This is a genomic window from Phaeobacter cretensis, assembly GCF_047372505.1.
GTDB lineage: Bacteria > Pseudomonadota > Alphaproteobacteria > Rhodobacterales > Rhodobacteraceae > Phaeobacter > Phaeobacter cretensis.
Genome location: NZ_JBKBEU010000001.1, coordinates 2,811,733 through 2,836,187 on the forward strand (window position 1 = coordinate 2,811,733; position 24,455 = coordinate 2,836,187).

At 58.8% G+C, this 24,455-nt stretch carries 21 protein-coding genes; 13 read left to right on the plus strand and 8 right to left on the minus strand.

Translation table 11 applies throughout. The annotated features are described in order from the left end of the window. Positions 1-45: 45 nt before the first annotated feature. From ACEWZM_RS13385 to ACEWZM_RS13405, 5 genes are all read right to left on the minus strand, one after another. Positions 46-483, minus strand: coding sequence for a hypothetical protein (locus tag ACEWZM_RS13385; RefSeq protein ID WP_414006905.1), 438 nt, complete (start codon positions 481-483; stop codon positions 46-48). Positions 484-951: 468 nt separating this feature from the next. Next, positions 952-1,428: a fasciclin domain-containing protein gene (locus ACEWZM_RS13390; protein ID WP_414006906.1), complete on the minus strand. Its 477-nt coding sequence runs from the start codon at positions 1,426-1,428 to the stop codon at positions 952-954. 238 nt (positions 1,429-1,666) lie between these two features. Beyond that, entirely contained in the window at positions 1,667-2,206 is a 540-nt protein-coding gene (locus tag ACEWZM_RS13395; RefSeq protein ID WP_414006907.1) for an adenine phosphoribosyltransferase, read from the minus strand. A gap of 243 nt (positions 2,207-2,449) precedes the next feature. Further along, positions 2,450-3,310, minus strand: a complete 861-nt coding sequence (locus ACEWZM_RS13400; RefSeq protein ID WP_414008039.1) for an S-methyl-5'-thioadenosine phosphorylase — start codon at positions 3,308-3,310, stop codon at positions 2,450-2,452. Between the two features lie 168 nt (positions 3,311-3,478). Further along, positions 3,479-5,281: a hypothetical protein gene (locus ACEWZM_RS13405; RefSeq protein WP_414006908.1), complete on the minus strand. Its 1,803-nt coding sequence runs from the start codon at positions 5,279-5,281 to the stop codon at positions 3,479-3,481. A 282-nt stretch (positions 5,282-5,563) separates the two neighbouring features. On the opposite strand from ACEWZM_RS13405, the gene ACEWZM_RS13410 reads away from it, so the two are divergent. After that, positions 5,564-7,204 (plus strand): SulP family inorganic anion transporter, encoded by a 1,641-nt coding sequence (locus ACEWZM_RS13410; protein ID WP_414006909.1) that lies wholly within the window; start codon positions 5,564-5,566, stop codon positions 7,202-7,204. A 102-nt stretch (positions 7,205-7,306) separates the two neighbouring features. Here ACEWZM_RS13410 and ACEWZM_RS13415 read toward each other — a convergent pair whose 3' ends face one another. Next, the gene (locus ACEWZM_RS13415; protein WP_414006910.1) at positions 7,307-7,948 is read right to left on the minus strand and encodes a CatB-related O-acetyltransferase; all 642 of its coding nucleotides are present in this window, start codon (positions 7,946-7,948) and stop codon (positions 7,307-7,309) included. Positions 7,949-7,957: 9 nt separating this feature from the next. Then, positions 7,958-8,563, minus strand: a complete 606-nt coding sequence (locus ACEWZM_RS13420; protein WP_414006911.1) for a flavin reductase family protein — start codon at positions 8,561-8,563, stop codon at positions 7,958-7,960. A gap of 209 nt (positions 8,564-8,772) precedes the next feature. Here ACEWZM_RS13420 and ACEWZM_RS13425 point away from each other — a divergent pair, with 209 nt between their 5' ends. The 4 genes from ACEWZM_RS13425 to ACEWZM_RS13440 all read left to right on the plus strand — a co-directional run bounded on the left by ACEWZM_RS13425 (position 8,773) and on the right by ACEWZM_RS13440 (position 11,470). Beyond that, a complete protein-coding gene (locus ACEWZM_RS13425) occupies positions 8,773-9,282 on the plus strand; it encodes a GNAT family N-acetyltransferase (RefSeq protein ID WP_414006912.1) in 510 nt (169 codons plus the stop codon). Positions 9,283-9,367: 85 nt separating this feature from the next. Further along, positions 9,368-10,147 (plus strand): EcsC family protein, encoded by a 780-nt coding sequence (locus ACEWZM_RS13430; RefSeq protein WP_414006913.1) that lies wholly within the window; start codon positions 9,368-9,370, stop codon positions 10,145-10,147. Between the two features lie 131 nt (positions 10,148-10,278). Then, positions 10,279-10,815, plus strand: coding sequence for a DUF1178 family protein (locus ACEWZM_RS13435; protein WP_414006914.1), 537 nt, complete (start codon positions 10,279-10,281; stop codon positions 10,813-10,815). 13 nt (positions 10,816-10,828) lie between these two features. Further along, entirely contained in the window at positions 10,829-11,470 is a 642-nt protein-coding gene (locus ACEWZM_RS13440; protein WP_414006915.1) for an SDR family oxidoreductase, read from the plus strand. A 142-nt stretch (positions 11,471-11,612) separates the two neighbouring features. Here the strand turns inward: ACEWZM_RS13440 and ACEWZM_RS13445 are convergent, their stop codons facing one another. After that, positions 11,613-13,406, minus strand: coding sequence for a serine protease (locus ACEWZM_RS13445; RefSeq protein ID WP_414006916.1), 1,794 nt, complete (start codon positions 13,404-13,406; stop codon positions 11,613-11,615). A gap of 260 nt (positions 13,407-13,666) precedes the next feature. Here ACEWZM_RS13445 and ACEWZM_RS13450 point away from each other — a divergent pair, with 260 nt between their 5' ends. The 8 genes from ACEWZM_RS13450 (at position 13,667) to folP (ending at position 24,436) form a co-directional block, all read left to right on the plus strand. After that, positions 13,667-14,596 (plus strand): glycine--tRNA ligase subunit alpha, encoded by a 930-nt coding sequence (locus ACEWZM_RS13450; protein ID WP_414006917.1) that lies wholly within the window; start codon positions 13,667-13,669, stop codon positions 14,594-14,596. A 45-nt stretch (positions 14,597-14,641) separates the two neighbouring features. Then, the gene (locus ACEWZM_RS13455) at positions 14,642-15,172 is read left to right on the plus strand and encodes a DUF6446 family protein (RefSeq protein WP_414006918.1); all 531 of its coding nucleotides are present in this window, start codon (positions 14,642-14,644) and stop codon (positions 15,170-15,172) included. A gap of 118 nt (positions 15,173-15,290) precedes the next feature. Next, the gene (gltS, locus tag ACEWZM_RS13460) at positions 15,291-16,499 is read left to right on the plus strand and encodes a sodium/glutamate symporter (protein ID WP_414006919.1); all 1,209 of its coding nucleotides are present in this window, start codon (positions 15,291-15,293) and stop codon (positions 16,497-16,499) included. Between the two features lie 9 nt (positions 16,500-16,508). Continuing rightward, positions 16,509-18,791 (plus strand): glycine--tRNA ligase subunit beta, encoded by a 2,283-nt coding sequence (gene glyS / locus ACEWZM_RS13465; protein WP_414006920.1) that lies wholly within the window; start codon positions 16,509-16,511, stop codon positions 18,789-18,791. Positions 18,792-18,974: 183 nt separating this feature from the next. Beyond that, complete coding sequence (locus ACEWZM_RS13470) at positions 18,975-21,554, plus strand: putative PEP-binding protein (RefSeq protein WP_414006921.1); 2,580 nt, start codon at positions 18,975-18,977, stop codon at positions 21,552-21,554. A gap of 135 nt (positions 21,555-21,689) precedes the next feature. Continuing rightward, positions 21,690-22,373 carry a cell wall hydrolase gene (locus ACEWZM_RS13475; RefSeq protein WP_414008040.1) on the plus strand — a complete coding sequence of 228 codons (684 nt, stop codon included), beginning with the start codon at positions 21,690-21,692 and terminating at the stop codon, positions 22,371-22,373. 150 nt (positions 22,374-22,523) lie between these two features. Then, positions 22,524-23,444, plus strand: coding sequence for a dihydroneopterin aldolase (locus tag ACEWZM_RS13480; protein ID WP_414006922.1), 921 nt, complete (start codon positions 22,524-22,526; stop codon positions 23,442-23,444). Next, complete coding sequence (folP, locus tag ACEWZM_RS13485; RefSeq protein ID WP_414006923.1) at positions 23,441-24,436, plus strand: dihydropteroate synthase; 996 nt, start codon at positions 23,441-23,443, stop codon at positions 24,434-24,436. The genes ACEWZM_RS13480 and folP overlap by 4 nt, the downstream gene beginning before the upstream one ends. Positions 24,437-24,455: the final 19 nt, after the last annotated feature.

The window sequence follows — 24,455 nt, forward strand, 5'->3', positions numbered from 1 at the left end:
CAGAAGATCCCGTTTAAAAAGGCCAGCTCATAGGATCCGCGGGCATCATAGATCCAGCCCGACATAATAGGCGACGATATGAACCTGCGGCATCGACATTGCGACACAACTGCCGATGCCATCCAATCCTAGTATCCACTGTAATTGTCGCGGTGTCAGGCCTACACGGGCTGCATCGCCGGCCGACATGGCGGCGCTGCTGCTTTGCGCACTAAGAGAGATCCGCCGCCGCAGCACCACAGATAACGTGATCACAACCAGAAGTGTGACAACCGCCAGAGTCGCATAAACGCTGCGCCAGCAACTGTCAGCCAGCATCCCGGCAAGGGCGGTGGACCACATCGCTCCAGACAGGTAGTTTCCACTGGCCACCAACGCGACTGCGATACCGCGCCGACGTTGGAACCAATGTGAGATATCTGCAATCAGCGGGCCAAATCCTGCCGCAGAGCCCAGACCTAGAAACAGATGCGCTGCCGACAACCAAATCGATCAACCAGGCGGCCAATCACCAGATTGCCAACCCGATCATCGTCAATATGTAGGGAAACGATGCTGAGGCGCGATCTGCGCCAAACTCCACTTCGACGGCGGGCATCACCACGATTACGGCCCACATGTCAACATTTGCCACGGCGGCAATGGCGAGCGTGATCAGAAGTCACGACCAGGAATAGCAGCTGTCAATTATAGATGAGGTGGACATGTCGGCACGTCAGGAGACGTGCCGACATGCTACAAAGATAATCACGCCTCTCATGGAAAACAGAGCAGTGAGAAGAGTGAAAACCGTGGTGCATAGCGTCGGCGGGGGCGTCTTGGGTTGTCGCCGACGACGATCGCGCAGAACGACACCTATGGCCCGAAAGGAACAAGGCCGTCAGGGTAAGCTTACGCGTTCAGGGTGGGCAGGCCGCGCGAACCGCTTCGCCAGCCAGCCCCGCTGAAAAATCAGGGCATGATCACGGCGTCAATGACGTGGATCACACCGTTTTCAGCTTCGATATCGGCGGTCACGACCTTGGCCCCATCGACCATCACGCCGCTATCCAGATCGATGGTGACTTCACCACCCTGAACAGTTGCGGCCTTCATATCATCAGACAGATCGCCGGACATCACTTTGCCAGGAACAACATGATAGGTCAGAATCTCAACCAATTTATCCTTATTTTCAGGCTTCAGAAGCTCTTCGACTGTGCCGGCAGGTAGCGCGGCAAAAGCGGCGTCAGTCGGTGCAAAGACCGTGAAGGGGCCATCGCCTTTTAGAGTGTCGACCAGACCTGCGGCCTTCACGGCTGCGACCAATGTCGAGAAGTCGCCTGCACCGGCAGCGGTGTCGACGATGTCCTTCGAGTGGCCGCCGGCGAAGGCGGAGGTCGCGAGAGCAAAGGTTGCGGCGGCGGTCAAAAGTGTCTTGCGGATCATGAGTACATTCCTCTGTTTTTGTAGCATGCCCTAGCTGGCAATGACGGTGTTACGGCGAGAGATGTGGTTTGGATCCGGCGGGTTTTCGCCATGCGTCAGTTGACAAAAAAGGCGCGCCGCCTAAGCAACGCACCTCGCTAAATTCCACTCACATTTATGTGATTGAGTAATGTGGTCTGGCTACAATTCTGAGGTGATCCAATCTAAGTTTTGCAGAAACTGCAGCCTCAAACTGGCCTCAGGCACCCTCGAATTCGCAGAGCACAGTGACATCCATTCCCAGATCTTCCAGCACCTTGCGGCCGCCCAATTCGGGTAGGTCGATGATAAAGGCGCAGGAGACGATTTCCCCCCCAAGTCGCTCGATCAGTTTGATGCCGGCCGCCGCAGTGCCGCCAGTGGCGAGGAGGTCATCAACCACCAGGATCTTTTCGCCGGGCTGGATTGCGTCGTCATGCACTTCCATGATCGCTTCGCCATACTCCAGCTTATACTCTTGGCTGATGGTCGCGCCGGGCAGCTTGCCCTTTTTGCGGATCGGTACAAAGCCAACGCTCAGCTGGTGCGCAATCGCACCCCCAAGGATAAAGCCGCGCGCCTCAAGACCCACAACCTTGTCGATCTGCTCGCCTGCATAGGGGTGCAGCATTTGGTCGATTGCCATGCGAAATCCGCGCGGGTCAGCAAAGAGTGTGGTGACATCGCGGAACATGATGCCTTCGTGGGGGAAATCCACGATGGTGCGGATGTAGTCTTTTACAGCGGTTTTGCGGGCCATGGGGTGTCCCCTTTTTGGTCGTCGGAGTTGGGTTTCTGATCTGTGCCGCCTGTGGCCCATCCGGGGAACGCGACCCGGAATTTGTCGCCGATGCCGTGGGCGCAGGCAAGGGCGGTGCGCATGCATCCCGGTCACGGGACGCAGCTGTGACCTTTCGGAACCAGCCGAGCCTTGAGCGCAGGAGTCGCGGAGGCTGGCGCAGGTGAACGACCCCCACCGACCCTTGGCAGGTTCAACCCAGCGTTAGCCCAGAACGCGACCTGCAACAGCGTCCAGTTTTGCCAGCAGGGCGGGGTCGCGCTTTTCTGGGGCTGTCATGATGGCGTGGTCCAATGCGCGGTCACAGCCTTGGGGGCAGGCATCGCGGGTCTGTCCCAGCAGCGCAGGCAATCGCTGTACCAAGGCACGCCCATTGCTGGAATTGCCAGTGAGGGTCGCGATTATGTCGGTAATCTCAACCGCGCCGTGATCCGGGTGCCAGCTGTCGAAATCCGTGACCATAGCGATCGAGGCATAGCACAGCTCCGCTTCACGGGCGAGTTTCGCCTCCGGCATATTGGTCATGCCAATCACGTCACAGCCCCAGCTGCGGTACATCTTGCTTTCGGCGGCCGAGGAAAACTGTGGCCCTTCCATGCAGAGATAGGTGCCACCGCGATGCACGGTGATGCCTGCATCCCGCGCGCCGGTTTCTGCGACGTCGCTCAGCCGGTCGCAGGTGGGATGGGCCACGCTGACATGGGCGACACATCCGGTCCCGAAAAAGCTCTTTTCGCGGGCAAAGGTCCGGTCGATGAACTGATCGACAATGACAAAATCCCCCGGCGCCATGTTTTCACGAAACGATCCGCAAGCAGAGATGGAAAAGACATCCGTCACCCCCAACCGTTTCAGCGCGTCGATATTGGCGCGGTAGGGCACTTCGGTCGGGGAATGCACGTGGCCACGGCCATGGCGGGGCAGGAACGCCATCTTTACCCCCTCCAGCATACCCGTCAGGATCTGATCCGAGGGCGACCCCCAGGGCGTTTCCACCGTGACCCATTCGGCATCTTGCAGCCCGTCGATTTCATAAAGGCCGGAGCCGCCGATGACGGCAATCATTGTTTCCTGTGTCACGCGCTGTTCTCCTGCTTGTGCTGTGTCCGGTTTTGCCTGAGGACGCCCCCGTTTGACAAGCGCCACAGGTGATATGCGTCAAAGGTGATATACGTAGTGCCGCGCCAGCGTCAGCCACCGGGCCATTGGGGCGCGACCCTTGAAAAGAACGACCTATTCGCGCCGGATGATCCCGGTGAGAGCGGCAGCGCCAAGGGCGGTGACGATCCAGCCCAATATCGTAAAGACCCAGCGCATCCACCAGAGGACAACGCCCGCCGGTCCACGGGTGGTTGATGGCGCCCAGGCCTCTGTCTGGCCAAAGTCGATGATGGGTACAACGACATCCGCCGCGTAAGCGAAGGCATTAAAACTCTCCCAGTCGCGGCCCGGAATGGTTTTGTTGCTCCAATGATCGGCGGGATTTGCGGGATTGGGTGTTTTATCCCGCGTGTCATAAGCTGCCCACTGGGGCGAGGTGAGAACAATGCTGGAGTTCGGAGCAAAACCACCGCTGTGCCACGCGGCAAGGGTGAACAGCCAAAATGTTATGATCAGACCTGCCAGCACACCGATGCTGCGAAAGGGTTTGCGCCCATAGCCAACCGTGACACGTTGTAGCCAATCTGACGCGTATTCGGCTGTCAGGAGGAAATATCTCGCTATACGCTGGCCGAGTGACGGGGTTTCACTTCGGAGGTTAGCTATCTCTTGCCGAAGTGATTTCCGACGTTCCTGTCCCAGTTTCTTTTCCATGACATAAAGCACTTCGCGGGCGTCAGCCTCATGCCCCATATCATGCAGGACCTTGGCGAGCTGTTTGTAGGGTTGCGGAAAGAACTCGCCTTTCCAGTGATCCCCCCGCGCCAGCCAGTCAAGCCGGGTGCGGGCATCGGTGAAGCGGTGAATACTGCGGTAGGAGAAGCCGTTGAGGATGAGAGTGCAGCCGTCCGGCCCTCCCGCCGGTTGATCAACCAAATCACCGCAGCTGGCAGTGGTAAGGTTGATTACGCCTTGCACTTTGTCCTGGCTTGGAAAGAAGAAGTCGTGGCCAATCTCCGCATTCTGGAGGTTCAGGGCCATTCCGCCCTCGTTCTGGAACTCCGCGCCTATGCAGGAAAGCTGGCCGCCGGTTCTGAGGCCATTCAGATCCGCCGCCCCAAGGATTTTTGCGGAGCGTAGGAAGAGGTCCTGATCAATCTCCGCATTCTGGAGGTTCAGGGCCATTCCGTCCTTGTTCTGAAACTCCGCGCCTATGCAGGAAAGCTGGCCGCCGGTTCTGAGGCCATTCAGATGCGCCGCCCCAAGGGTTTTTGCGGAGTCTAGGAAAAGGGCCTGGCCAATCTTTGCATTCTGGAGGTTCAGGGCCGTTCCGCCCTTGTTCTGGAACTCCGCGCCATCGCAGTCCAGCTGGTCGCCGGTTTTGAGGCCATTCAGATGCGCCGCCCCAAGGATTTTTGCGGAACGTAGGAAAAGGGTTTGGCCGATCTCTGCGTTCTGGAGGTTCAGGGCCGTTCCGCCCTTGTTCTGAAATTCCGCGCCTATGCAGGAAAGCTGCCCGTCAACCTTTAGGCCGCCAGCCTCCAGAAACGGCACTCTGCAGGAAGCCAGCCGAAAATTTTTCGTTGTCCTGCAGCGGGTGGCGTTGATGCCGTTCTGGAACCGGCAATTGTGCAGCAGCATATTGCCGGAGAGGTTGCAATCCGTCAGTGAAAGCGTGCCGGTGACAAGCGCGCCGTCCAGCATGACCCCAAGTTCCGTTGCCGGGCAGTCTGCGCAGCCGCCGCGCAGAAAGAAGCGCAGGACATCGGCGCGGATGTGGCGGGCGGGATTTGGGGCAGTCCAGTCATCCGGGGTATCCGGCAGGCCGCCGCCGCCAAGATGGCAGAACGCAGCCGCTGTAACGGCGTCTCTCAACTTCTTTTCCGCCGGGGTGGCGCTTGGTTCGATCTCTGCCCAGGAGGTATAGCGCTGCATTGGGGTGTCCTTTGGCTGAGTGGCGTATTCATGCGCAGGTGCGGGGGCTTGGCAAGCCCTGGGGCGAGGTGTCAGACCATAACAAACGCTAAAGTTTAACGTCAGCCCCTTTGATCAAATGTTTCGCGGGCGAAATATTGCGGCAGTAATGCTGATCTAATTGCGGTTTTGCGGCGGCGCGCCCTGTGCGCAAGGGGGGCAACCACCCGGTCCCCTTGCCCCAAAGGCGGTTTTCCGCTAGGGGCGGCGTTAGACACCCTCCTTCCGAACACAGGTATGCCCATGAGACGCGCCGCGATGGCCCTGTTGGCCAAGCAGATTTCCCCGCCCAATCTTTCCATCATGCAGGACGAGGGATTTACCGTCTCCCGCGTGCGCACCGAGTTGCTGTCTGGTCTCACCGTCGCGCTGGCGCTGGTGCCGGAGGCCGTGGCGTTTGCCTTTGTGGCCGGGGTGCACCCGCTGGTTGGGCTTTATGCGGCCTTTATGGTGGGGCTGATTACCGCCGTTTTCGGTGGTCGGCCGGGGATGATTTCGGGTGCCACGGGCGCACTTGCAGTGGTGATGGTGGCGCTGGTGGCGCAGCACGGGGTTGAGTATCTGTTTGCCACTGTGGTGCTGATGGGGATCCTGCAGATCATCGCGGGGGTGATGCATTGGGGCAAGTTCATCCGGCTGGTGCCGCATCCGGTTATGCTGGGTTTCGTGAACGGTCTGGCGATTGTGATCTTCCTCGCGCAGCTGACCCAGTTCAAGGATCCCAACAATACCGAGGCCTGGCTGGCCAGCTCGCAGCTGGTGATGATGCTGGGCCTTGTGGGACTGACCATGCTGATCATCTGGGGCACGCCCAAGATCACCTCGATCATACCGGCGCCGTTGGCCGGGATTGGTATCGTGGCCGCATTGGTGATTGTCTTTGGCATTAACGTGCCGACCGTGGGTGATATGGCGTCGATCAAGGGCGGCTTCCCGTCGTTCCACAACCCGTTTGGCACCGGCGAAGGGCTCTATGGCGCTGCTCTGGCCCCCTTCACGCTGGAAACACTGTGGATCATTCTGCCCTATGCTGTGATCTTGGCGGCGATTGGCCTGATTGAGAGCCTGTTGACCTTGAACCTGGTGGGGGAAATCACCGGCAAGCGCGGCGGTGCCTCGCAGGAGTGTATTGCACAGGGCGCATCCAATGTGGTGACCGGTTTCTTTGGCGGCATGGGGGGCTGTGCGATGATCGGCCAGTCGATGATCAATGTGAAATCCGGTGGTCGGACACGGATTGCCGGTATCGCTGCGGCGCTGTTCCTGCTGGCGTTCATCGTAGTTGCCTCGCCGTTGATTGAGCAGATCCCGCTGGCGGCCCTCGTTGGGGTGATGTTCATGGTTGTGATCGGTACATTCGCCTGGAACAGCTTCAAGGTGATGACCAAAGTGCCGTTGATGGACGCCTTTGTGATTGTGCTGGTGACCGTGGTGACGGTGATGACCGACCTCGCGATTGCGGTTGTGGTGGGCGTCATCGTGTCGGCGCTGGCCTATGCATGGAACAACGCGCGCCGGATTCACGCCTATACCCGCGAGTCCGAGAGCGACAAAGGTGCGAAGGTCTATGAGATCGAGGGTCCTCTGTTCTTTGGTTCCACCGATGGGTTTATCGAGCTGTTCGATGTTGCGAATGACCCGGATCATGTGATCGTTGATTTCGTTCGCAGCCGTGTGGTGGACCAGTCGGCGCTGCAGGCGATAGAGACACTGGCCGGAAAATATGAGGCTGAAGGCAAGACGCTCGTTCTGCGGCACCTGAGCCGCGATTGTCACCAGCTTCTGACCAAGGCAGGCCATCTTATGGTCGATAGCGATGATGATCCGGACTATGAGATCGCCGTGGACTATTCGGTCAAAACCGGGATTTTGGGCGGGCACTAGGCCGACGAGATAATCGAGACAAAGAAACCCGCGGCACCATCGGCGTCGCGGGTTTTTCGTGCCCCTCGAAGGGCGGTGCTTAGGCTGTTTTTCAGTCTGAGGTTAGTCCGGGGCCAGCCCTTCCAGCATGTCGAGATCGCCCGCCAGCAAGGCAGGTTCTGCACGTGTGATCAGATCTGTCGGCCAATCCCACCATTTCAACGCAAGTAGACGGGCGATTTGCGGTTTGGAAAAACGGTGCCGCACGGTGGTCGCAGGATTGCCGGTGACAATTGCGTAGGACGGTACATTTCCGCGCACGACAGCGCCTGCGCCAATGATCGCGCCATCGCCGATACGCGCACCGGGCAGGATCATTGCACCGTAGCCGATCCATACGTCATTCCCGACAGTTGTATCGCGGGTATCCGGCTGAAACCCGGTCATCCGGGTTTGATCGAATACCGGAAAGGGATAGCAGCTGAGGCCATCCTGCGCGTGATTGGCTGAGGCGGTGATAAAGCGCACGCCCTCTGCAATCTGGCAGAACTTGCCGATCACCACCCGTTCGCGTGACCCGGCAAAAAGATAGGGCGCAAGACAGCTGGCCCAGTCAGATGGAGGATCGAAGGCGGAGGCGTAGGTAAAGGCACCGACGGTGAAATTCGGATGATCTATGGCCTCGGCCAGCATCACGGTGCCTGCATGTGCCGTGCCATCGGGCAGGGTAATAGGGTTGCGGTTATTGGGATCAGGAAGGGGCATTTCGGGGCCTCATTCGTCGGGACGGGTGAGAGAGAACAGCTCACGCACCACAGAGTAGTCGCGGTAGCCAAGGCGTGCCAGTGGCTGGAAACGGGTGACATCAAAGGCGCCGTCGATCAGGCAGCTGTCATTGAGATGTACACCGACCACCTCGCCAAAAACCACCTTATTGGCCGCGCCGGGCAGGGTCACAATCTGGGTCAGACGGCATTCGAGCGCGGCAGGCGCTGCAAGCACCCGACCACAGTCGATGGTCTCGCATTGGGCCATGTCCAAACCGGCGTGATCAAATTCGTCGACCTCCTTGGACAATGCAGCGGAACTCGCGTTCATTGCATCGCGCAGGGCGTAGGATACGACATTGACGCAGAAGACACCGGTTTCTTCGATATTGGCAACACTGTCCTTGGTGCCGTCCTGATCCGCTTTGGCGGAGGTAGAGGCAAACATCACCTGTGGCGGCTCGTAGGCGACTGCATTGAAGAACGAATAGGGTGCAAGATTGTTGGTACAACCTGCCGCACGTGAGGAAATCCAGCCGATTGGACGGGGCGTGACAATCGCGTTGAATGGGTTGTGGGGCAGGCCATGTCCATTTTCGGGGCGGTAGAACATCTATGGGTCTCCAAAAAAATCTGGGTCGGAGCGGTAGTGTGCTGTCTTTGCTCACGGATCCGACTGCCGGGGTTTGCCCAAGGCTTACGCCCGTGTTAGGCCGATGACTAGCCTGCGAGGGGAGTTTGCGGCGTGCTGTGGGGCAAAACCCTCGGTCGTGCTGACCCTCAATAGATGGCAGGAAGGCGACAGGCGCGGAGGCAGGCAGCGTGATTGAGTTGATGGCAGAGCAGCCAGCAGACCGCTGGGAGGTCGAGGCGCTATATGATCTGTGTTTTGCGCCGGGCCGCGAGGCACTATCATCCTACCGGCTGCGTGAAGCTGTGCCGCCTGTAAGTGGACTAAGTCAGGTGGCGCGAGACGAAGGCGGAATTCTTGCAGGCGCAATTCGGTTTTGGCCAGTACGGGTTGGCGAGGCGGCCGATCCTGCGTTGCTTTTGGGGCCCGTGGCGGTTCACCCAACCCATCAGGGCGAAGGCTTGGGCGGTGCGTTGATCCGCGATAGTCTTGCCAAAGCAGCAGAAGCGGGTTGGTCACGGGTTCTGCTGGTCGGTGATGCGCCCTATTATAGGCGTTTTGGGTTTGCTCCGCTGCGTGCGGTCGATATGCCACCGCCAACAAACCCCGATCGGGTGCTTGGCCTGGATTTGGTGGCCGACGGCTGGGCTGATGTACATGGTCAGATCCTGAGCTGGCGCGGACCGCAGCAGCCGGGTTAAGACCACGCTGACTGCGACGTATGACTGCTGCAACCTTGAAATACGGAGCGGGAATACAAATGTTTTCGGGATGATGGGGTACGACATGACCGAGACACCGACGTCGGATTTGACACTGACCAAGCCGCTTGATGCTGCTGCCGTAGAGGTGGAGTTGGAAGCGCTGGCCAAACGCTACCGCGCGGCTGGAGGGTTTGGGATTCAGATTCTGAACCTCTTGGGTGGATCGGTTGAGGGGTTGCTGGACAAACTGCCTGTACCGGTACGCAGCCGGTTGGACGGTGCCACCGAACAAGCGTTGCATTTGGCGATGCAGGGCGCAGCGGGATCGCGGCGGCTGGTGCCGGACCAACCCGGCGGGGTCAACCGCGCGGTTAGTGCGGCCATGGGTGCAGCTGGCGGCATGGGGGGGCTACCGGGAGCTTTGGTCGAACTTCCGGCAACAACGGCGTTTTTGTTGCGCAGCATTCAGGGCATAGCTGCAGAAGAGGGATTTGACCCGGACGCCGAGAGCGTGCGGTTTGATTGCATCCGGGTTTTTGCGGCAGCCGGACCACTGGCCGCTGATGACGGAGCGGATCTGGGATTTCTGTCGCTGCGGCTGGGACTGACTGGTGGTGCGGTTCAAAAGTTGATTGCGCAGGTCGCACCGCGATTTAGCATGGTTCTGGGTCAGAAGTTGGCGGCACAGACGCTGCCGGTTCTGGGGGCTATCGCGGGTGCGACGACCAATTTTGTCTATTCGGGCTACTATCAGGAAATGGCGCGCGTGCATTTTGGGCTGCGTCGGCTGGCGGTTGCGGCGGACCAACCGCACGAGATGTTGGTGGCACGGCTGCAGGATCGGTTGCTGGCACCGCGCTAAGGGCTGCGTTTGCGGCCGTGACCAACGATCTGCGATGGAACGATGGGTGAACCTGCGCGCATTGTCGCTTCTGCCCTTGCACTTACGCCGATTGCAGATTTAATCATCCCTTCCTGATAAGAGTGATCACCATGATACAATACGCTCTGAAATGCGCCGAAGGACACAGCTTTGACAGCTGGTTTCAGTCGGCTGCTGCCTTTGACAAACTGGCGGCGGCTGGATTGGTGTCTTGTGCGCAATGCGGGTCAACCAAGATTGAAAAGGCGATTATGGCGCCTCGGGTACGCCCGGGTCGTAATGCTGTATCATCGGTCGGGGACAGTGGGCCGCGCTACAATGGATCCTCTGCGGCAGCCTCAGCATCTGAAAGTCAATTGCCCGCACCCTCGCAAAATACCGCACCGAAGGCCATGGCAGGTGCTGGTGCGCTTAGTACCCCGTCAGGAGAGCTGGAAGCTGCGGTGGCCGAACTGCGGCGTAAAATTGAGAAAAATTCAGATTATGTGGGCAAGGATTTTGCCAGTGAGGCGCGGGCCATGCATCTGGGTGATACGCCAGAGCGGGCCATTCACGGCGAGGCTAAGCCCGAAGAGGCAAAAGCATTGATCGAGGATGGCGTGCCGCTGCTGCCACTGCCGTTTATGCCCAATAGAAAAACCAATTGAAGGAAGACCGTTAATGCATGTCGTTGTGACAGGAAGCAGCCGAGGCATTGGCCGCGAATTGGTGGGCAAGCTACGCGAGGGCGGTCACGACGTGACGGGAACCTCGCGCGATCATTCGTCGGGCGTGCGGCTTGATGTCACCGATCCCGGTCAACAGGCACGGTTCGCGGCACAACTCAAAGAGCGCCCGGTGGATCTCCTAGTGTGTAATGCCGGGGTCTACCTTGATAAATCGATGGGGTTGGAAGATTACTCCGCCGAGGTCTGGGGCAAGACACTGGCGGCCAATGTGACCGGTGTGTTTTTGACCGTTCAGGCGCTGTTGCCCAACCTGCGGCTTGCCGCTGATCCCAAGATCGCGATTATTTCCTCGCAGATGGCGAGCCATGCACGCGCACCGGGTGGCAGCTATGCCTATCGCGCCTCCAAGGCAGCGGCACTGAACATAGGGCGCAATCTGGCCACGGATCTGTTGCCCGAGGGGATTGCTGTTGGCATCTATCATCCGGGTTGGGTGCGCACAGACATGGGCGGACAAGAGGGCGAGATTTCGGTGGAGGAATCCGTCAAAGGCCTGATGCATGAATTTGACGTGCTGACCACGGAGACCTCAGGATGCTTTCACACCTGGGATGGGCGCATCCACGCCTACTGATAAATATATTCTGGATGATGTCTCAGGCTCAGGCTCAGGCCGAAGCGCATTTATCTCGAACGATATAAAAAGGCCGGAGCAGATGCTCCGGCCTTTAGTTGTTAGAATGATTAATCCATAGCCCCTAGTGCGGGGGCTCAGATTAATCCCAGCAGCTTACCAATACGGTCATGCCGCTGGCCTGACGGGTCAGCGCTCCTACGGGCTGCGCCGCTGCATTGGCACCGGCACTCGCAGCGGTCACACCAGCAGCAGTTAGCGCGGTGCGCAGGGTTTCGGCGTTGGCAGCAAAGCTGACACCATCCGGAAGCTGAGTGGAACCATTGGATTGGCTTAGCAGCATACCTTGAACCGCACCGTCTGTTGTCAGAATCGGACCACCGGCATCACCGGGCTGGCTGGCCAATTGCAGTCGCGATACGCCTGCATTGCCGGCCAGATCTTTGACGTCCTGCAAGGTACCCCAGCTTAGGCTGGGCGCGCCCAGAACACCCTCGTAAGAGAAACCGGAAACGGCAACATCGGACTGTAGGCGAGCTGACGCGCTGGCCAGCTTGGCGATGGCCATTGGGGCCAGTGCGTCCACCGGACGTAGCACCGCGATACCTGCGGCCGCGTCGTTTAGGGCGACCTCCGCCTGGTATTCATGATCCAGTGTCACACGGCTGCAACCGGCCACCACGTCGGAGGTGGTAACAACGCTGCCATTGGTATCAACGTAGAAACCCGAACGCGACAGGCGCGGTTTGCGCACATCGAGACCAGAGACCAAATCGACATTCTGTGGTGCATCTGCGCCGGCTGCGGGGTCAAGCACGCCGTCGATACGTTCAAAGCTCGATAACATCTCGGCCAGTACACGGGCGCGGCGATCATCATCTCCCATTGGCCAGACCAGCGTGAAACCCTTGATTTCGCCATTGGAAACTCGGGCCTCAGTGTAAGAGACGATCCCATTGCCGCGGCCCTCGATTGTGAAACTATTTCCGCTGCGCTGACGCGGGCCTTCCAGAGGTACGATCTTCAGGGTCTGCATGATGTCATAAAGACCGTAGAGTGTGCGCTTGTCGCCGGGCTGACTGATGAGAAGCACCTGTGCGCCAAGATCGCCGTTGCTTTTGTAGAGGGCAAAGGGCGATTCATAGCGATCAAAGGTTACCTCGCCAGCAGGGACCTGCATGGCTATGCCCGCTTTGGCGTCGGTCAAAGGTGCCATACCAACCGAGATCAGCGGTGCGTTGTATTCATCCATTAGTGCCTGACGCTGAGCAGTGGTCAGCACGCCGGTTGGCGCATAGCCGCGCGCCGACTGCCAGTCTGACATAGAACCGCGGGTGCCACGACCAAAGGCACCATCAATCGAGGATGTATAAAACCCGGCAGCCTTAAGTGCGACTTGCAGATCCTTACGCTCGTCGCGGGTAAGGCGGGATTCGCTGCGACGGGCCTCGGCCGGGGTTTCATCGGGCAGGGCTGTCTCCACTGGTTCCTCTGCCGGTGCCTGTGTCACCACGGCCGGATCGATGGGCTCCAGCACTGGGCTTTCGACGGTTGGCTGCTGTTCGGTATTAGTGGATGCCGCTGTAGGATAGAATCGATTGCCAAGATTGCGGCCGAACGCAATGAACGCATCCCGAGGTATCTGGCGTTCGGCGCGATAGACCTGCAAAACCCGGTCCGCGTCATCGCGTGCATAGGGACCGAGCACGATGCCGTACCAGCCACCACCGAGCGAGAAACCCGAGACATCGGGCAGCCGTGCTGCGAATTCTTGGGCTTCGGCTTGTGCTTCGCGCAGGGACGCGCGGGCGGCGATCTGAATCCAGACGGTATCCTGTGCGGATTGTTGGGTGCTGGTCTGAGCCGTGGCGGCGCCTGAAAAGGCGGATGCCAGCGCCATCAGGGATAGTGCCAGCGTAGCAATCAAAGTCTTCATCAAAAGGCCTCTATCGGGGTGATCTGTCGTTGGCGCGCACATAACCACTTTCGGGGCGTAAATGGAACTCCTGATCGCAGGGGGAAAACTGTGGGGCTGATACCATATTCGGACTTTAGCGTCGGGTTGACACAACGTTTTTTGACAACTGGCAGCTGCGAGCAGGGGTCGAGCTGGCCTGCGCTGCGATGCGCCGTTGACCCTGCGCCGGGGCTTGCATAGGAAGAACACCGGATTTGCTGCCCCCAAAGGGAAGAAACATGACCGAGACCAAAGGCGCTCCGCGCTCGTTCCAAGAGATCATTCTGCGGCTTCAGACGTACTGGGCGGCCAAGGGCTGTGCCATCTTGCAGCCTTATGACATGGAAGTGGGGGCAGGCACGTTTCACCCTGCGACCACGCTGCGTGCTCTTGGGACCAAAAGCTGGGCCGCTGCCTATGTGCAGCCCTCGCGCCGCCCCACTGACGGGCGTTATGGTGAGAACCCCAACCGGTTGCAGCATTACTACCAGTATCAGGTTTTGATCAAACCCTCGCCACCGAACCTGCAGGAGCTGTATCTTGGCAGCCTTGAGGCGATTGGCGTCGATATGGAGATGCACGACATCCGCTTTGTCGAAGACGATTGGGAAAGCCCGACACTCGGTGCATGGGGCCTTGGTTGGGAAGTCTGGTGCGACGGTATGGAAGTCAGCCAGTTTACCTATTTCCAGCAGGTTGGTGGCCACGACTGTCATCCCGTATCCGGCGAGCTGACCTACGGCCTCGAGCGCCTCGCCATGTACATCCTTGGCGTTGATCACGTCATGGACATGCCATTCAACGACCCACAAACGCCGATCGCGCTCAGCTACGGCGACATCTTCAAGCAAACCGAAGAAGAATACGCCCGCTGGAATTTCGACGTCGCCAACACCGAAGTTCTGCTGCGCCACTTTGAGGAAGCGGAGGCCGAATGTGCGGCGATCCTCGCGCAAGAGCATTTGGACCCGAAGACCGGCAAACGCATCATCATGGCGCATCCCGCCTATGACCAATGCATCAAGGCGAGCCATGTGTTCAACCTGCTAGATGCGCGCGGCGTGATTTCTGTCACCGAACGTCAGGCCTATATCGGCCGGGTGCGGACGCTCGCCAAACAATGCGCCGATGCTTTTGTCCTGACCGAGGCCGGCGGCCACGCGGCCTGATCCGGTCCCGGTTCCCAGCCTGATTTCCAGTAGGAGTCCACTGACATGGGCAAGTTCCTCTCGCTGATCCTTATCCTTTCGGGCCTTTTGGCCGGGGGGGCGATGTATTACCTACAGGTCTATGGCTACTACAAAGAGGTGGCGCTGCAGCCGGGCCGCGATGTGATGCTGGTGCCGTTAGGCGAAGAGGTCTCTCAGCCGATCCGTTACAGTGATTTTGAAGCGATTGATGCGGGCAGTTCTCCGATCCGCTATCGCGCCTGTTTCCGTACCGATCTGAAGCCCGAGGCACTGGCACAGCTGTTCACTCTTTCTGAGCAGCAGGATCCGCGCAATGCACCGGGATGGTTCGACTGTTTTGATGCGGTCGCTATTGGGTCTGCTTTGGCCGAGGGGCGGGCGCAGAGCTTTCTATCCGCCAAGAACATATCCTACGGCGTAGACCGGATCGTGGCCGTCACTGATGATGGGCGCGGATATGTTTGGCATGAGCTGAACAATTGCGGCAAGAAGGCCTATGATGGCACGGTCGTTGGTGAGGAATGCCCGCCACCGCCCAGCCGTGACGACAGCTGATCCGACCTGAACGTGCCAAGTGGCGGTGTTTTGCTAGGTTTCTGCGATCACGCGACCAGCCGGTGCGGCGCAATACAGCGCAATACGACAACGTGCGAAAGGCCACATCTCATCTGATATGGATTTGCAAATTACCATACCGGACTTTATCTCGCTAACGCTGGGATTCGCTGTCTACCTTTTGGGCGCAAGGCTGAATGCGCGTATTTCGGTGTTGCAAAGATTTAATATCCCTGAGCCGGTCAGCGGCGGTCTGTTGGCAGCCGGGGTCGTGATGGGTGTCTATTTGGTCAGCGGCTGGGCTATCACCTTTGAGATTGCGGCGCGTGATTATCTATTGGTGTTGTTTTTCGCAGGCATTGGGTTGAATGCAAGGTTCGCGGATCTGATGGCGGGGGGGCGCCCGCTTTTGCTGCTGCTGATCCTGACCTGTCTCGCGATCCTTGCGCAGAACGCTATCGGGGCGGTGGGCGCAATGCTGTTTGGATTTCCTTTGCAGGTGTCTGTGCTGTTCGGATCCGCAGCACTGATCGGCGGGCATGGCACTGCGATTGCCTGGGCGCCGGAGGTGGCTTTGCAAAGTGGTCTGATTGGGGCCGCAGAGCTAGGTGTAGCAGTGGCCACGCTTGGGTTGGTGCTTGCAGCATTGGTTGGTGGGCCGATCGCGCGGTTTCTGATCGAGCGCTATGGGTTGATTCCGGCGCGCCCTGAAGAAGAGCCAACTGTTGGTCTCGCCGATGACTTGGAGAATGTGCCCGCGATTGATCATCTGACGCTGATGCGTGTCATGCTGTACTTAAACATTTCAATCATTGTTGGCTATTTTGCATCTCTTGCGCTGACTGCTGCAGGGCTGAAATTGCCGCTGTTTGTGCCCTGTCTGATTGCGGGAATCTTGATCGCCAATCTGCGCACTGCTTTGCTGCCCGCTGCACCGCCTGTGGCACGTACCCCCGCATTGGCGTTAATCTCCGAATTTTCGCTTGGAGCTTTTCTTGCAATGTCGTTGATGAGCCTGCAATTGTGGACGATCGCCAGTCTTGGACTGGCCATTGCGGTGATCATGTTCGCCCAGACCGCTTTTACAGTTGCCTTTGTGCTGTTCGTTCTTTTTCCGATGTTGGGGCGGGGCTACCGCGCTGCTGTGCTTGCAGCAGGCTTTGGTGGGTTTGCCCTTGGTGCGACCCCTACAGCCATTGCGAATATGACGGCTGTGACCAAACGCTATGGGGCTTCACCTATTGCTTTTGTTGTGCTCCCCCTTGTATCCGCCTTCTTTGTTGATATCGCCAATGCCATCGTCATTCAGGCGATAGTGAATTTCTGAGGACTCCCGATGCCCGATCTGCTGATTGAACTCTTTTCCGAAGAAATCCCGGCCCGTATGCAAGCGCGTGCGGCTGAGGATCTGAAAAAGCGCATGACCGATGGTTTGGTCGAGGCAGGTCTGACCTATGCGGGCGCTCATGCACTGTCGACGCCGCGCCGCCTGACATTGGCGCTTGAAGGGCTGTTGGATCATTCCCCGACGGTTCGTGAAGAACGCAAAGGTCCCAAGGTTGGCGCACCGGATAAGGCCATTGAGGGGTTTCTGCGCGGTGCAGGGTTAACCCGCGATCAGTTGGAAGAGCGTGAAACGCCCAAGGGTGCGGTGTATTTTGCGACCATCGAGAAGCCCGGTCGCCCGGCGGCAGATATCATAGCCGAGGTTCTGGAAGATACGATCCGCAACTTCCCTTGGCCGAAATCCATGCGTTGGGGCACCGGCTCTCTGCGCTGGGTGCGCCCGCTGCAATCGATCCTGTGCCTGTTGTCTACCGAAGATGGTGCCGAAGTTGTGCCGCTGGATGTCGACGGCATTGCATCGGGCAATACCACCTACGGCCACCGTTTCATGGCACCCGATCAGATCACGGTCACCGGGTTTGATGATTATGCTGCCAAGCTGAAGCGCGCGCATGTGGTGCTGGACCCGAAGGAACGCGAGGGCACGATCTGGCAGGATGCCACCAATCAGGCCTTTGCCAGCGGGCTTGAGGTTGTTGACGACAAGGCGTTACTGGCCGAGGTCGCCGGATTGGTGGAGTGGCCGGTAGTCCTGATGGGCGCCATTGATGATGAGTTCCTGACGCTGCCGCCGGAGGTGCTGCAGACCTCGATGAAAGAACATCAGAAGTTCTTCTCGGTGCGCAATCCAAAGACCGGGCGGATCGAAAAGTTCATCACCGTTGCCAACCGCGAGACCGCCGACAATGGCGCAACCATTCTGGCGGGCAACCAAAAGGTGCTGTCGGCACGTCTGGCGGATGCGAAGTTCTTCTGGGAGAACGATCTGCGCACGGTCACCGAGCAGGGGTTTGAGCCTTGGGTTGCAAAGCTGGGCAATGTGACCTTTCACAACAAGCTGGGCATGCAGGCGGCGCGGATTGACCGCATTGCCGCGCTGGCGCGCGAGATTGCGCCGCTGGTGGGCGCTGATGCAGATCTGGCGGAGCAGGCAGCACGGGTCGCCAAGGCCGATCTGAGCTCCGAAATGGTCTATGAATTTCCGGAGCTGCAGGGCCTGATGGGCCGCTACTACGCCGAGGCTGCGGGCCTGCCGCAAGCGGTGGCCAACGCCTGCGAGGCGCATTATTCGCCGCTTGGCCCGTCGGATGATGTGCCGTCCGAGCCGGTCTCGGTCGCTGTGGCGCTGGCGGACAAGCTGGACACGCTGACTGGGTTCTGGGCAATTGATGAAAAGCCGACGGGCTCCAAAGATCCCTTCGCCCTGCGCCGCGCCGCGCTGGGGGTGATCCGGCTGGTGCTGGAGAATGATGCTCAAGCCAAGCTTCTCCCAAGTTTCAAGCGACTGTTTGGAGCGTGGATGCATGGTGATTTCGCACAGGCTGTTATTGAAGCCTCTGCTGATGAGGAAACGCTGAGAACGCTGTATAATGCAGTCCCGGATGTTGTCGGTGACGCAGAAAAAGGAGGCTTCCACCTCACGGCTGCTCAGAATTGGGCAACGAAAATGTCGAAGACATTGCATGCGGATTTCGCGGCATTTGTAGAAGTTGCCAAAGAGTTGGATGCATCTGCTGGAGAAATGGCACAAAACCTCCTCTCGTTCTTCCACGACCGCCTAAAAGTTTTCCTGCGCGATCAGGGCATCCGCCACGACGTGATCGATGCCTGCATCGCGATGGACGGCAACGACGATTTGACCCTGCTGGTGAAACGGGCTCGGGCGCTCGAAGATTTCATGAAGACCGAAGACGGCACCAACCTGCTGCAGGGCTTCAAACGCGCCAACAACATTCTCGCGCAGGCCGAGGAGAAGGATGGCGTCGAATATTCCTATGGCGCGGACAAGAAGTTTGCCGAGGATGACAGCGAGATTGCTCTGTTTGATGCGTTGGAGACTAGCGAGGGGGCGATCTCTTCAGCCATCGAAGCCGAAGATTTCGCGGCTGCCATGGGCAGCATGGCGGCGTTGCGAGCACCGGTGGATGCGTTTTTCGAGGCGGTACAGGTGAATTCCGATAACGAAGTTGTGCGCCGCAACCGCCTCAACCTGCTGAGCCAGATCCGCAAGGTCTGCGGGCAAGTTGCAGAGTTGACCCGAATCGAAGGCTGAGCGCGACAACCAGTCGTCGCCGAAGCGGAGCTGTCGCCCCAAATCAGACAGGGAAAACCGGTGCAGCCCGCGCGGCGCGCCGGTTTTCTGTTTTGCGCTTGTGCTTTTCCTTGCGGGACCGCGTGACGGGACTATGCTGCATAGCAAAGGAAAGGCGCCGCAGTGCAGAAAAATGATCATAACATGACCCAGCCGCCCTATGAGGAGACGCCTGACTCGGTGTTGATCACATCTGTTGCGCCGATTGCCAATTATACCCATGGTGGACGGGCCAAATGTCTGCAGCGTTTGGTGCGGCTCGATTTACCGGTGCCCCGTACCGTTGCGCTGTCGTTTCAGGCTGTGCATGGTATCGCCAATGGGCAGATGCCGGATATGGCGGCCATTGTTGAGGCCTTTCCCGCTGATGCGCTGCTTTGTGTGCGCCCGTCGTCACAGGATCCTGATTGGGGTGGTCCGGGTGCAATCCTGAATATCGGGATGAATGATGCGCGCTATGTCGATCTTTGCGACAGTCTTGGGCGCGATGGCGCGGCGGCGCTGTATCTGCGGTTCGTGCAATCTTATGCGGTGCATGTTGCGCGGCTGGACCCGGATGTGTTCGACGATGTCGAGGATGGTGGACCGGATGCGCTGAGCGAAGTTTTGCACGCCTATGAGGCGGAGACAGACGAGCCGTTTCCGCAGGACCCGGCCGAGCAGCTTGCGGCTGTTTTGCGGTCTATGGCACGCGCCTGGGAGGGCACATCAGCGCGTTTGCTGCGGCAAGCCAAGGGCGCGCCTGCGGATGCGGGGTTGGGCCTTGTGGTGCAGGAAATGGTGCCGGGGTTCGGGCAGGGAGAATGCGGGTCGGGCGTGTTGCAGCTGGTCAATACCAAGACGGGCCAGCCACAGATCACCGGTCGCTACCTGAGCCAAAGCCAGGGCCGCGATGCGCTGGGCGCTGGCACAGAGGCACTGTTTTTAGAGTGTGATTCACGGGGGCCATCGCTTGAAGATTCCGCACCCGAAGCCTTCGCCGAACTGAAGACCCACGCCCGGCTGATGCGCCAGCGCCTGCGCGAAGAGATGCAGGTGGAATTTGTGATAGTCAGCGGCGCGGTTCATATTCTGGATGGGGTGCGGGTCAGCCGGTCTGCGCAGGCGGCTGTACGGATTGCGGTGGCATTGGCTGAGGATGGGATCATACCGCATCAGGAAGCCGTGATGCGGGTAGATGCGCATATCCTCACTGAGTTGTTGCACCGACAGGTCGCGCCTGGTGCGATCCGTGATGTTATCGGCGACGGGATCGCCGCCAGCCCGGGTGCGGCAACAGGACGATTGGTCTTCACCGCTGCGGAAGCACAGGCGAGTGCCGCGCGGGGTGAACCTTGCATTCTGGTACGGCGTGAAACTTCGCCCGAGGATGTGCGGGGGATGCATGCTTCGGTTGGGGTTCTGACGGAACGGGGCGGTATTACCAGCCATGCGGCGGTGATCGGCCGGGGCTTGGGCCTGCCCTGTATCGTTGGGGCCTCAAACCTAAAGTTCCACAGCCGACGCAAGCAGTTGATCGCCCGGGATGATCGTGTGTTCAGCCGGGGTGATATCATCACCATTGATGGCAGCAGTGGAGAGGTGCTGGCTGGCGAGCCGGAAATGCTGGAAGCCGCCGAAGACGGTGCGTTCCAAACATTGTTGACCTGGGCGGATGCAGTGCGCGATATCGATATACGTGCCAATGCCGATACGCCGGAGGACGCCAAGACTGCGCGCACGTTTAACGCGCAGGGGATCGGCCTGTGCCGGACAGAGCATATGTTCTTTGATCCCGGTCGGTTAACGGTGATGCGGGAGATGATCTTTGCCGAGACCTCGGACGGGCGCGCTGCTGTTTTGGCGCGCTTGCTGCCGATACAGCGGGAGGATTTCTTTGCGCTGTTTCGCATCATGGAAGGGCTGCCGGTCTGTATCCGACTGTTTGACCCGCCGTTGCATGAATTTTTGCCGACGTCCAAATCGGGGCAGCGCGAGCTGTCAGAAGCGCTTGGCATTCCGGTCAGCGATGTGACACGGCGTGTAGAAGAGATGGAAGAATATAATCCCATGCTTGGCCTGCGCGGGGTGCGGCTGGGGGTGACGGTCCCTGAAATCTACGACATGCAGGCGCGCGCTATTTTTGAGGCAACACTGGATGCCTCCAAAGAGGGCGATCCGGTGGTTCCGGAAATCATGATACCACTGGTTTCAGCCAAGCGGGAAGTGGAGCTGGTCAAGGCGCGTATTGATGCGGTCGCGCTAGCGGTTAAGGCTGAGCGCGGCGAGGACTTCACCTACCGGCTGGGCGTCATGGTGGAGACACCGCGGGCAGCCCTGCGCGCCGGTGAGATTTCGCCTCATACGGCGTTTCTCAGCTTTGGGACCAATGACCTCACCCAGATGACCTACGGGATGTCGCGCGATGATGCCGGACGGTTTATGTCGGCCTATGTCAACCAAGGTGTTTTCCCCGAAGACCCGTTCCATGTGCTGGACACCGACGGCGTGGGTGAGCTGTTAAAGCTGGGCGTGCAGCGCGGGCGAGCCGAGAACCCAGATATTACTTTGTCGATCTGTGGCGAGCATGGTGGCAACCCCGAATCGATTGCGTTTTGTCGCGAAGCAGGGTTCGATTATGTTTCGTGTTCCCCGTTCCGGGTCCCCGTCGCGCGGCTTGCTGCGGCGCAATTGGCGATTTCCAGCCAAACTGGAAATGTGCCACGCGAATCGGTGAAATCCTAAGGAAAACAAGGGGATTTCCTCGAAGAGGGGCATTGCGGCGGAATAGTGCTTAGTTCGTGGGCGGCGGGGTGCGCTGACCCGCAGCTGGACGTTTGTGGAGATTTCGACTAGGAGGTGCGATCGCGTGACGTTGGGATGGCCGTGCGCGACCTTTCTAGTGGGGATACCCTGATGAAGTTTCTTACTGTAGCTGCCGTGTTCGCTGCCGCCTTGGCAGTGGCAAAAGATGTATATGCGGATTCTGGTTTGGACGTTTTGTTCGAACGCGAGCAATCCACCTTGAACGCCGTACCGACGGGGCGTTTGAACAATTTCTTCAACTTCAAACGTCCGGTCAAGAAGGCCAAACCGACTGAAGTTAAATTCACCAAGGCTTGGCTGGATACTGTCCCTGCTGCCAAAGGTGACGCGAATTTTGCCTGCCTGGCCGAGGCTCTCTACTTCGAGGCGCGTGGCGAGACTGTCAAAGGTCAGTTCGCTGTGGCCGAAGTGATCATGAACCGTGTGAAATCTGCGCAATTCCCAAACAGCCTTTGTGGGGTGATCAAGCAGGGAACGGGCCGTAAGTACCAGTGCCAGTTCACTTACACCTGTGATGGCCACAAGGAAGTGATCCGGGAGAAGACTGCTTTCGAACGTGTGTCGAAGGTGGCGCGTCTGGTCATAGATGGCGCGGTTACTGGCATAACCGATGGGGCGACATACTACCATACAAACGCAGTACGCCCGCGTTGGAGCAAGAGTTTCACCAAGACTGCGCGTATTGGAGTGCATCTGTTCTACCGTGATGATCGTTTCCGGACAGCGCTGAACAACTAATAGCTGTGCGATAACGGCGCATACTTTGGTGGAAACCACGGTTGCGCCGCTTTCGACTACTGGTATGGCGCATGAAGGCCTGCTATGCGATCGCCGCATGTTTATGCTGGAACCTCACCGCCAAACAGCCAGTTCAGGGGCCCGATCGTCATGTCGTCAGAAATTCGTCTCGCATTTGCGCATCCTTCCGAACGGTCGGAGGCAACTGCGGCCCGTGGACCGCTGGACCGGATCTCTCTCCGTGATCATACGGTAGAAGTTGAGATTGGCGCGTTTCAGGCCGAACGGGGAACCACGCAGCGTATCTGTTTCAATGTCGTTGTTGAGATTGCCCCGCTGCCTGCGGATCTGGATGACGACGTGGATCGTATCCTGTCTTATGACCGCGTTAGCGAAGCCATTGCACATGAGCTGTCGGAAGAGCGGTTAAACCTGCTGGAAACCCTCGCTGAACGGATTGCCGAGCGGATCCTGTTGGAACCGCAGGCCGTCCGCGCCTTTGTACGGATCGAGAAGTTGGATCGCGGCCCCGGTGCGTTGGGCGTTGAAATCGTACGAGCGCGCGATCAGGTTGCGAGCGAGGTGGATACGGAGGAGCGTCCGCACCCACGATTGATGTATCTTTCCAATAACGCCATCGACAGCGACAGGCTGACCGCATGGATCGATCAGATGGAATGCCGCGAGCGACCTCTTATCCTATGTGTCGGTGCGCATGAGTTGGCCACGCCGCAGACTGGGCACAAATGGACCCAGCGACGGATCGATCTTCTGGCTATTGAACAGAACGCCTGGCGTCTGGCCGCGAAGGATGATCGCTGCGTTGTCGTTTCCACGCGAACGGAGCTGGACTGGGCGATGAAAAACGGGCAGATTTGCGTCTGGGCGCCGTCAAAAGTCGTTTTGGATGCGGTAGATGGCCCTTCGGCTGCGCCTTCTGAAGCGGTGGCGCTGGCTGCCTGGTTCGCCGCCACATTGGAGGCTGGCGAGATGATTGTGATTGGCGCTGCACTGCCTGATATTCCGGGGGTGCGCTTGCGCGCCGTGGATGTGGAGCAGATCCAACTGTGAGCTATTACCGACCGCTGGTTCAACACGGTGAAAATCGCCCCGAAGGAGCTTTGTCGCTGATCAGTGGCGCGCTCTGGTTTACCGAAGTCGAAGTGCTGGATCGAGGGGCGCCGCCCCGGATCATGCCGGCGGGATTGCTGGCCGACGATGTGCGCCACCGGCTGACGGCACGGCGTGCGACGATCGCTGGACTTGATATGACCCAGCCACAGGTCATGGGTATTCTGAACGTAACACCCGACAGTTTTTCGGATGGCGGTCAGCATGATGATATCAGCGTTGCATGCGACGCGGCGTTGCAGATGGTGAAGGACGGAGCCAGCATCATAGACGTTGGTGGTGAGTCGACCCGTCCGGGTGCATCAGTGGTTCCCGAAGAAGAAGAGATCCGCCGCACTGCACCTGTGATTGCCGCGATCCGAGGTAAGTCGCAAGTGCCAATCTCAATAGATACGCGCAAGGCCGTTGTATTGGCCGAGGCGCTGGACGCAGGGGCGAGCCTGACCAACGATGTCTCGGGCTTTACGTTTGATCCGGCGCTTGCACCTTTGACGGCGCAGGCTGGGGTGCCAGCCTGCATCATGCATGCGCAGGGCGACCCGACAACCATGCAGGACGATCCTCAGTACGACAACGTGCTTTTGGATGTTTATGATTTCCTCAAGACGCAGATTGACCGGTTGGAAGATACTGGCCTGGTGCGCGAACAGATCGTTGTTGATCCGGGTATCGGCTTTGGAAAAACACTGCAGCACAACCTGACACTGTTGCGCAATTTAAGCTTGTTTCATGGGTTGGGCTGCCCGATCCTACTTGGTGTTTCTCGTAAAGGGTTTATCGGCAAGCTGGGCCATGAGCCGAATGCTGCCGCTCGCGCGCCGGGCTCAATCGCAGTAGGGCTTGCGGGCTTGGCCCAAGGCGTGCAATTCCTGCGGGTGCATGATGTTGCAGAGACGGCGCAGGCAGTTCGCCTGTGGCAAGCCGTCCGTTAAAGACCCCGACCGAAAGGGC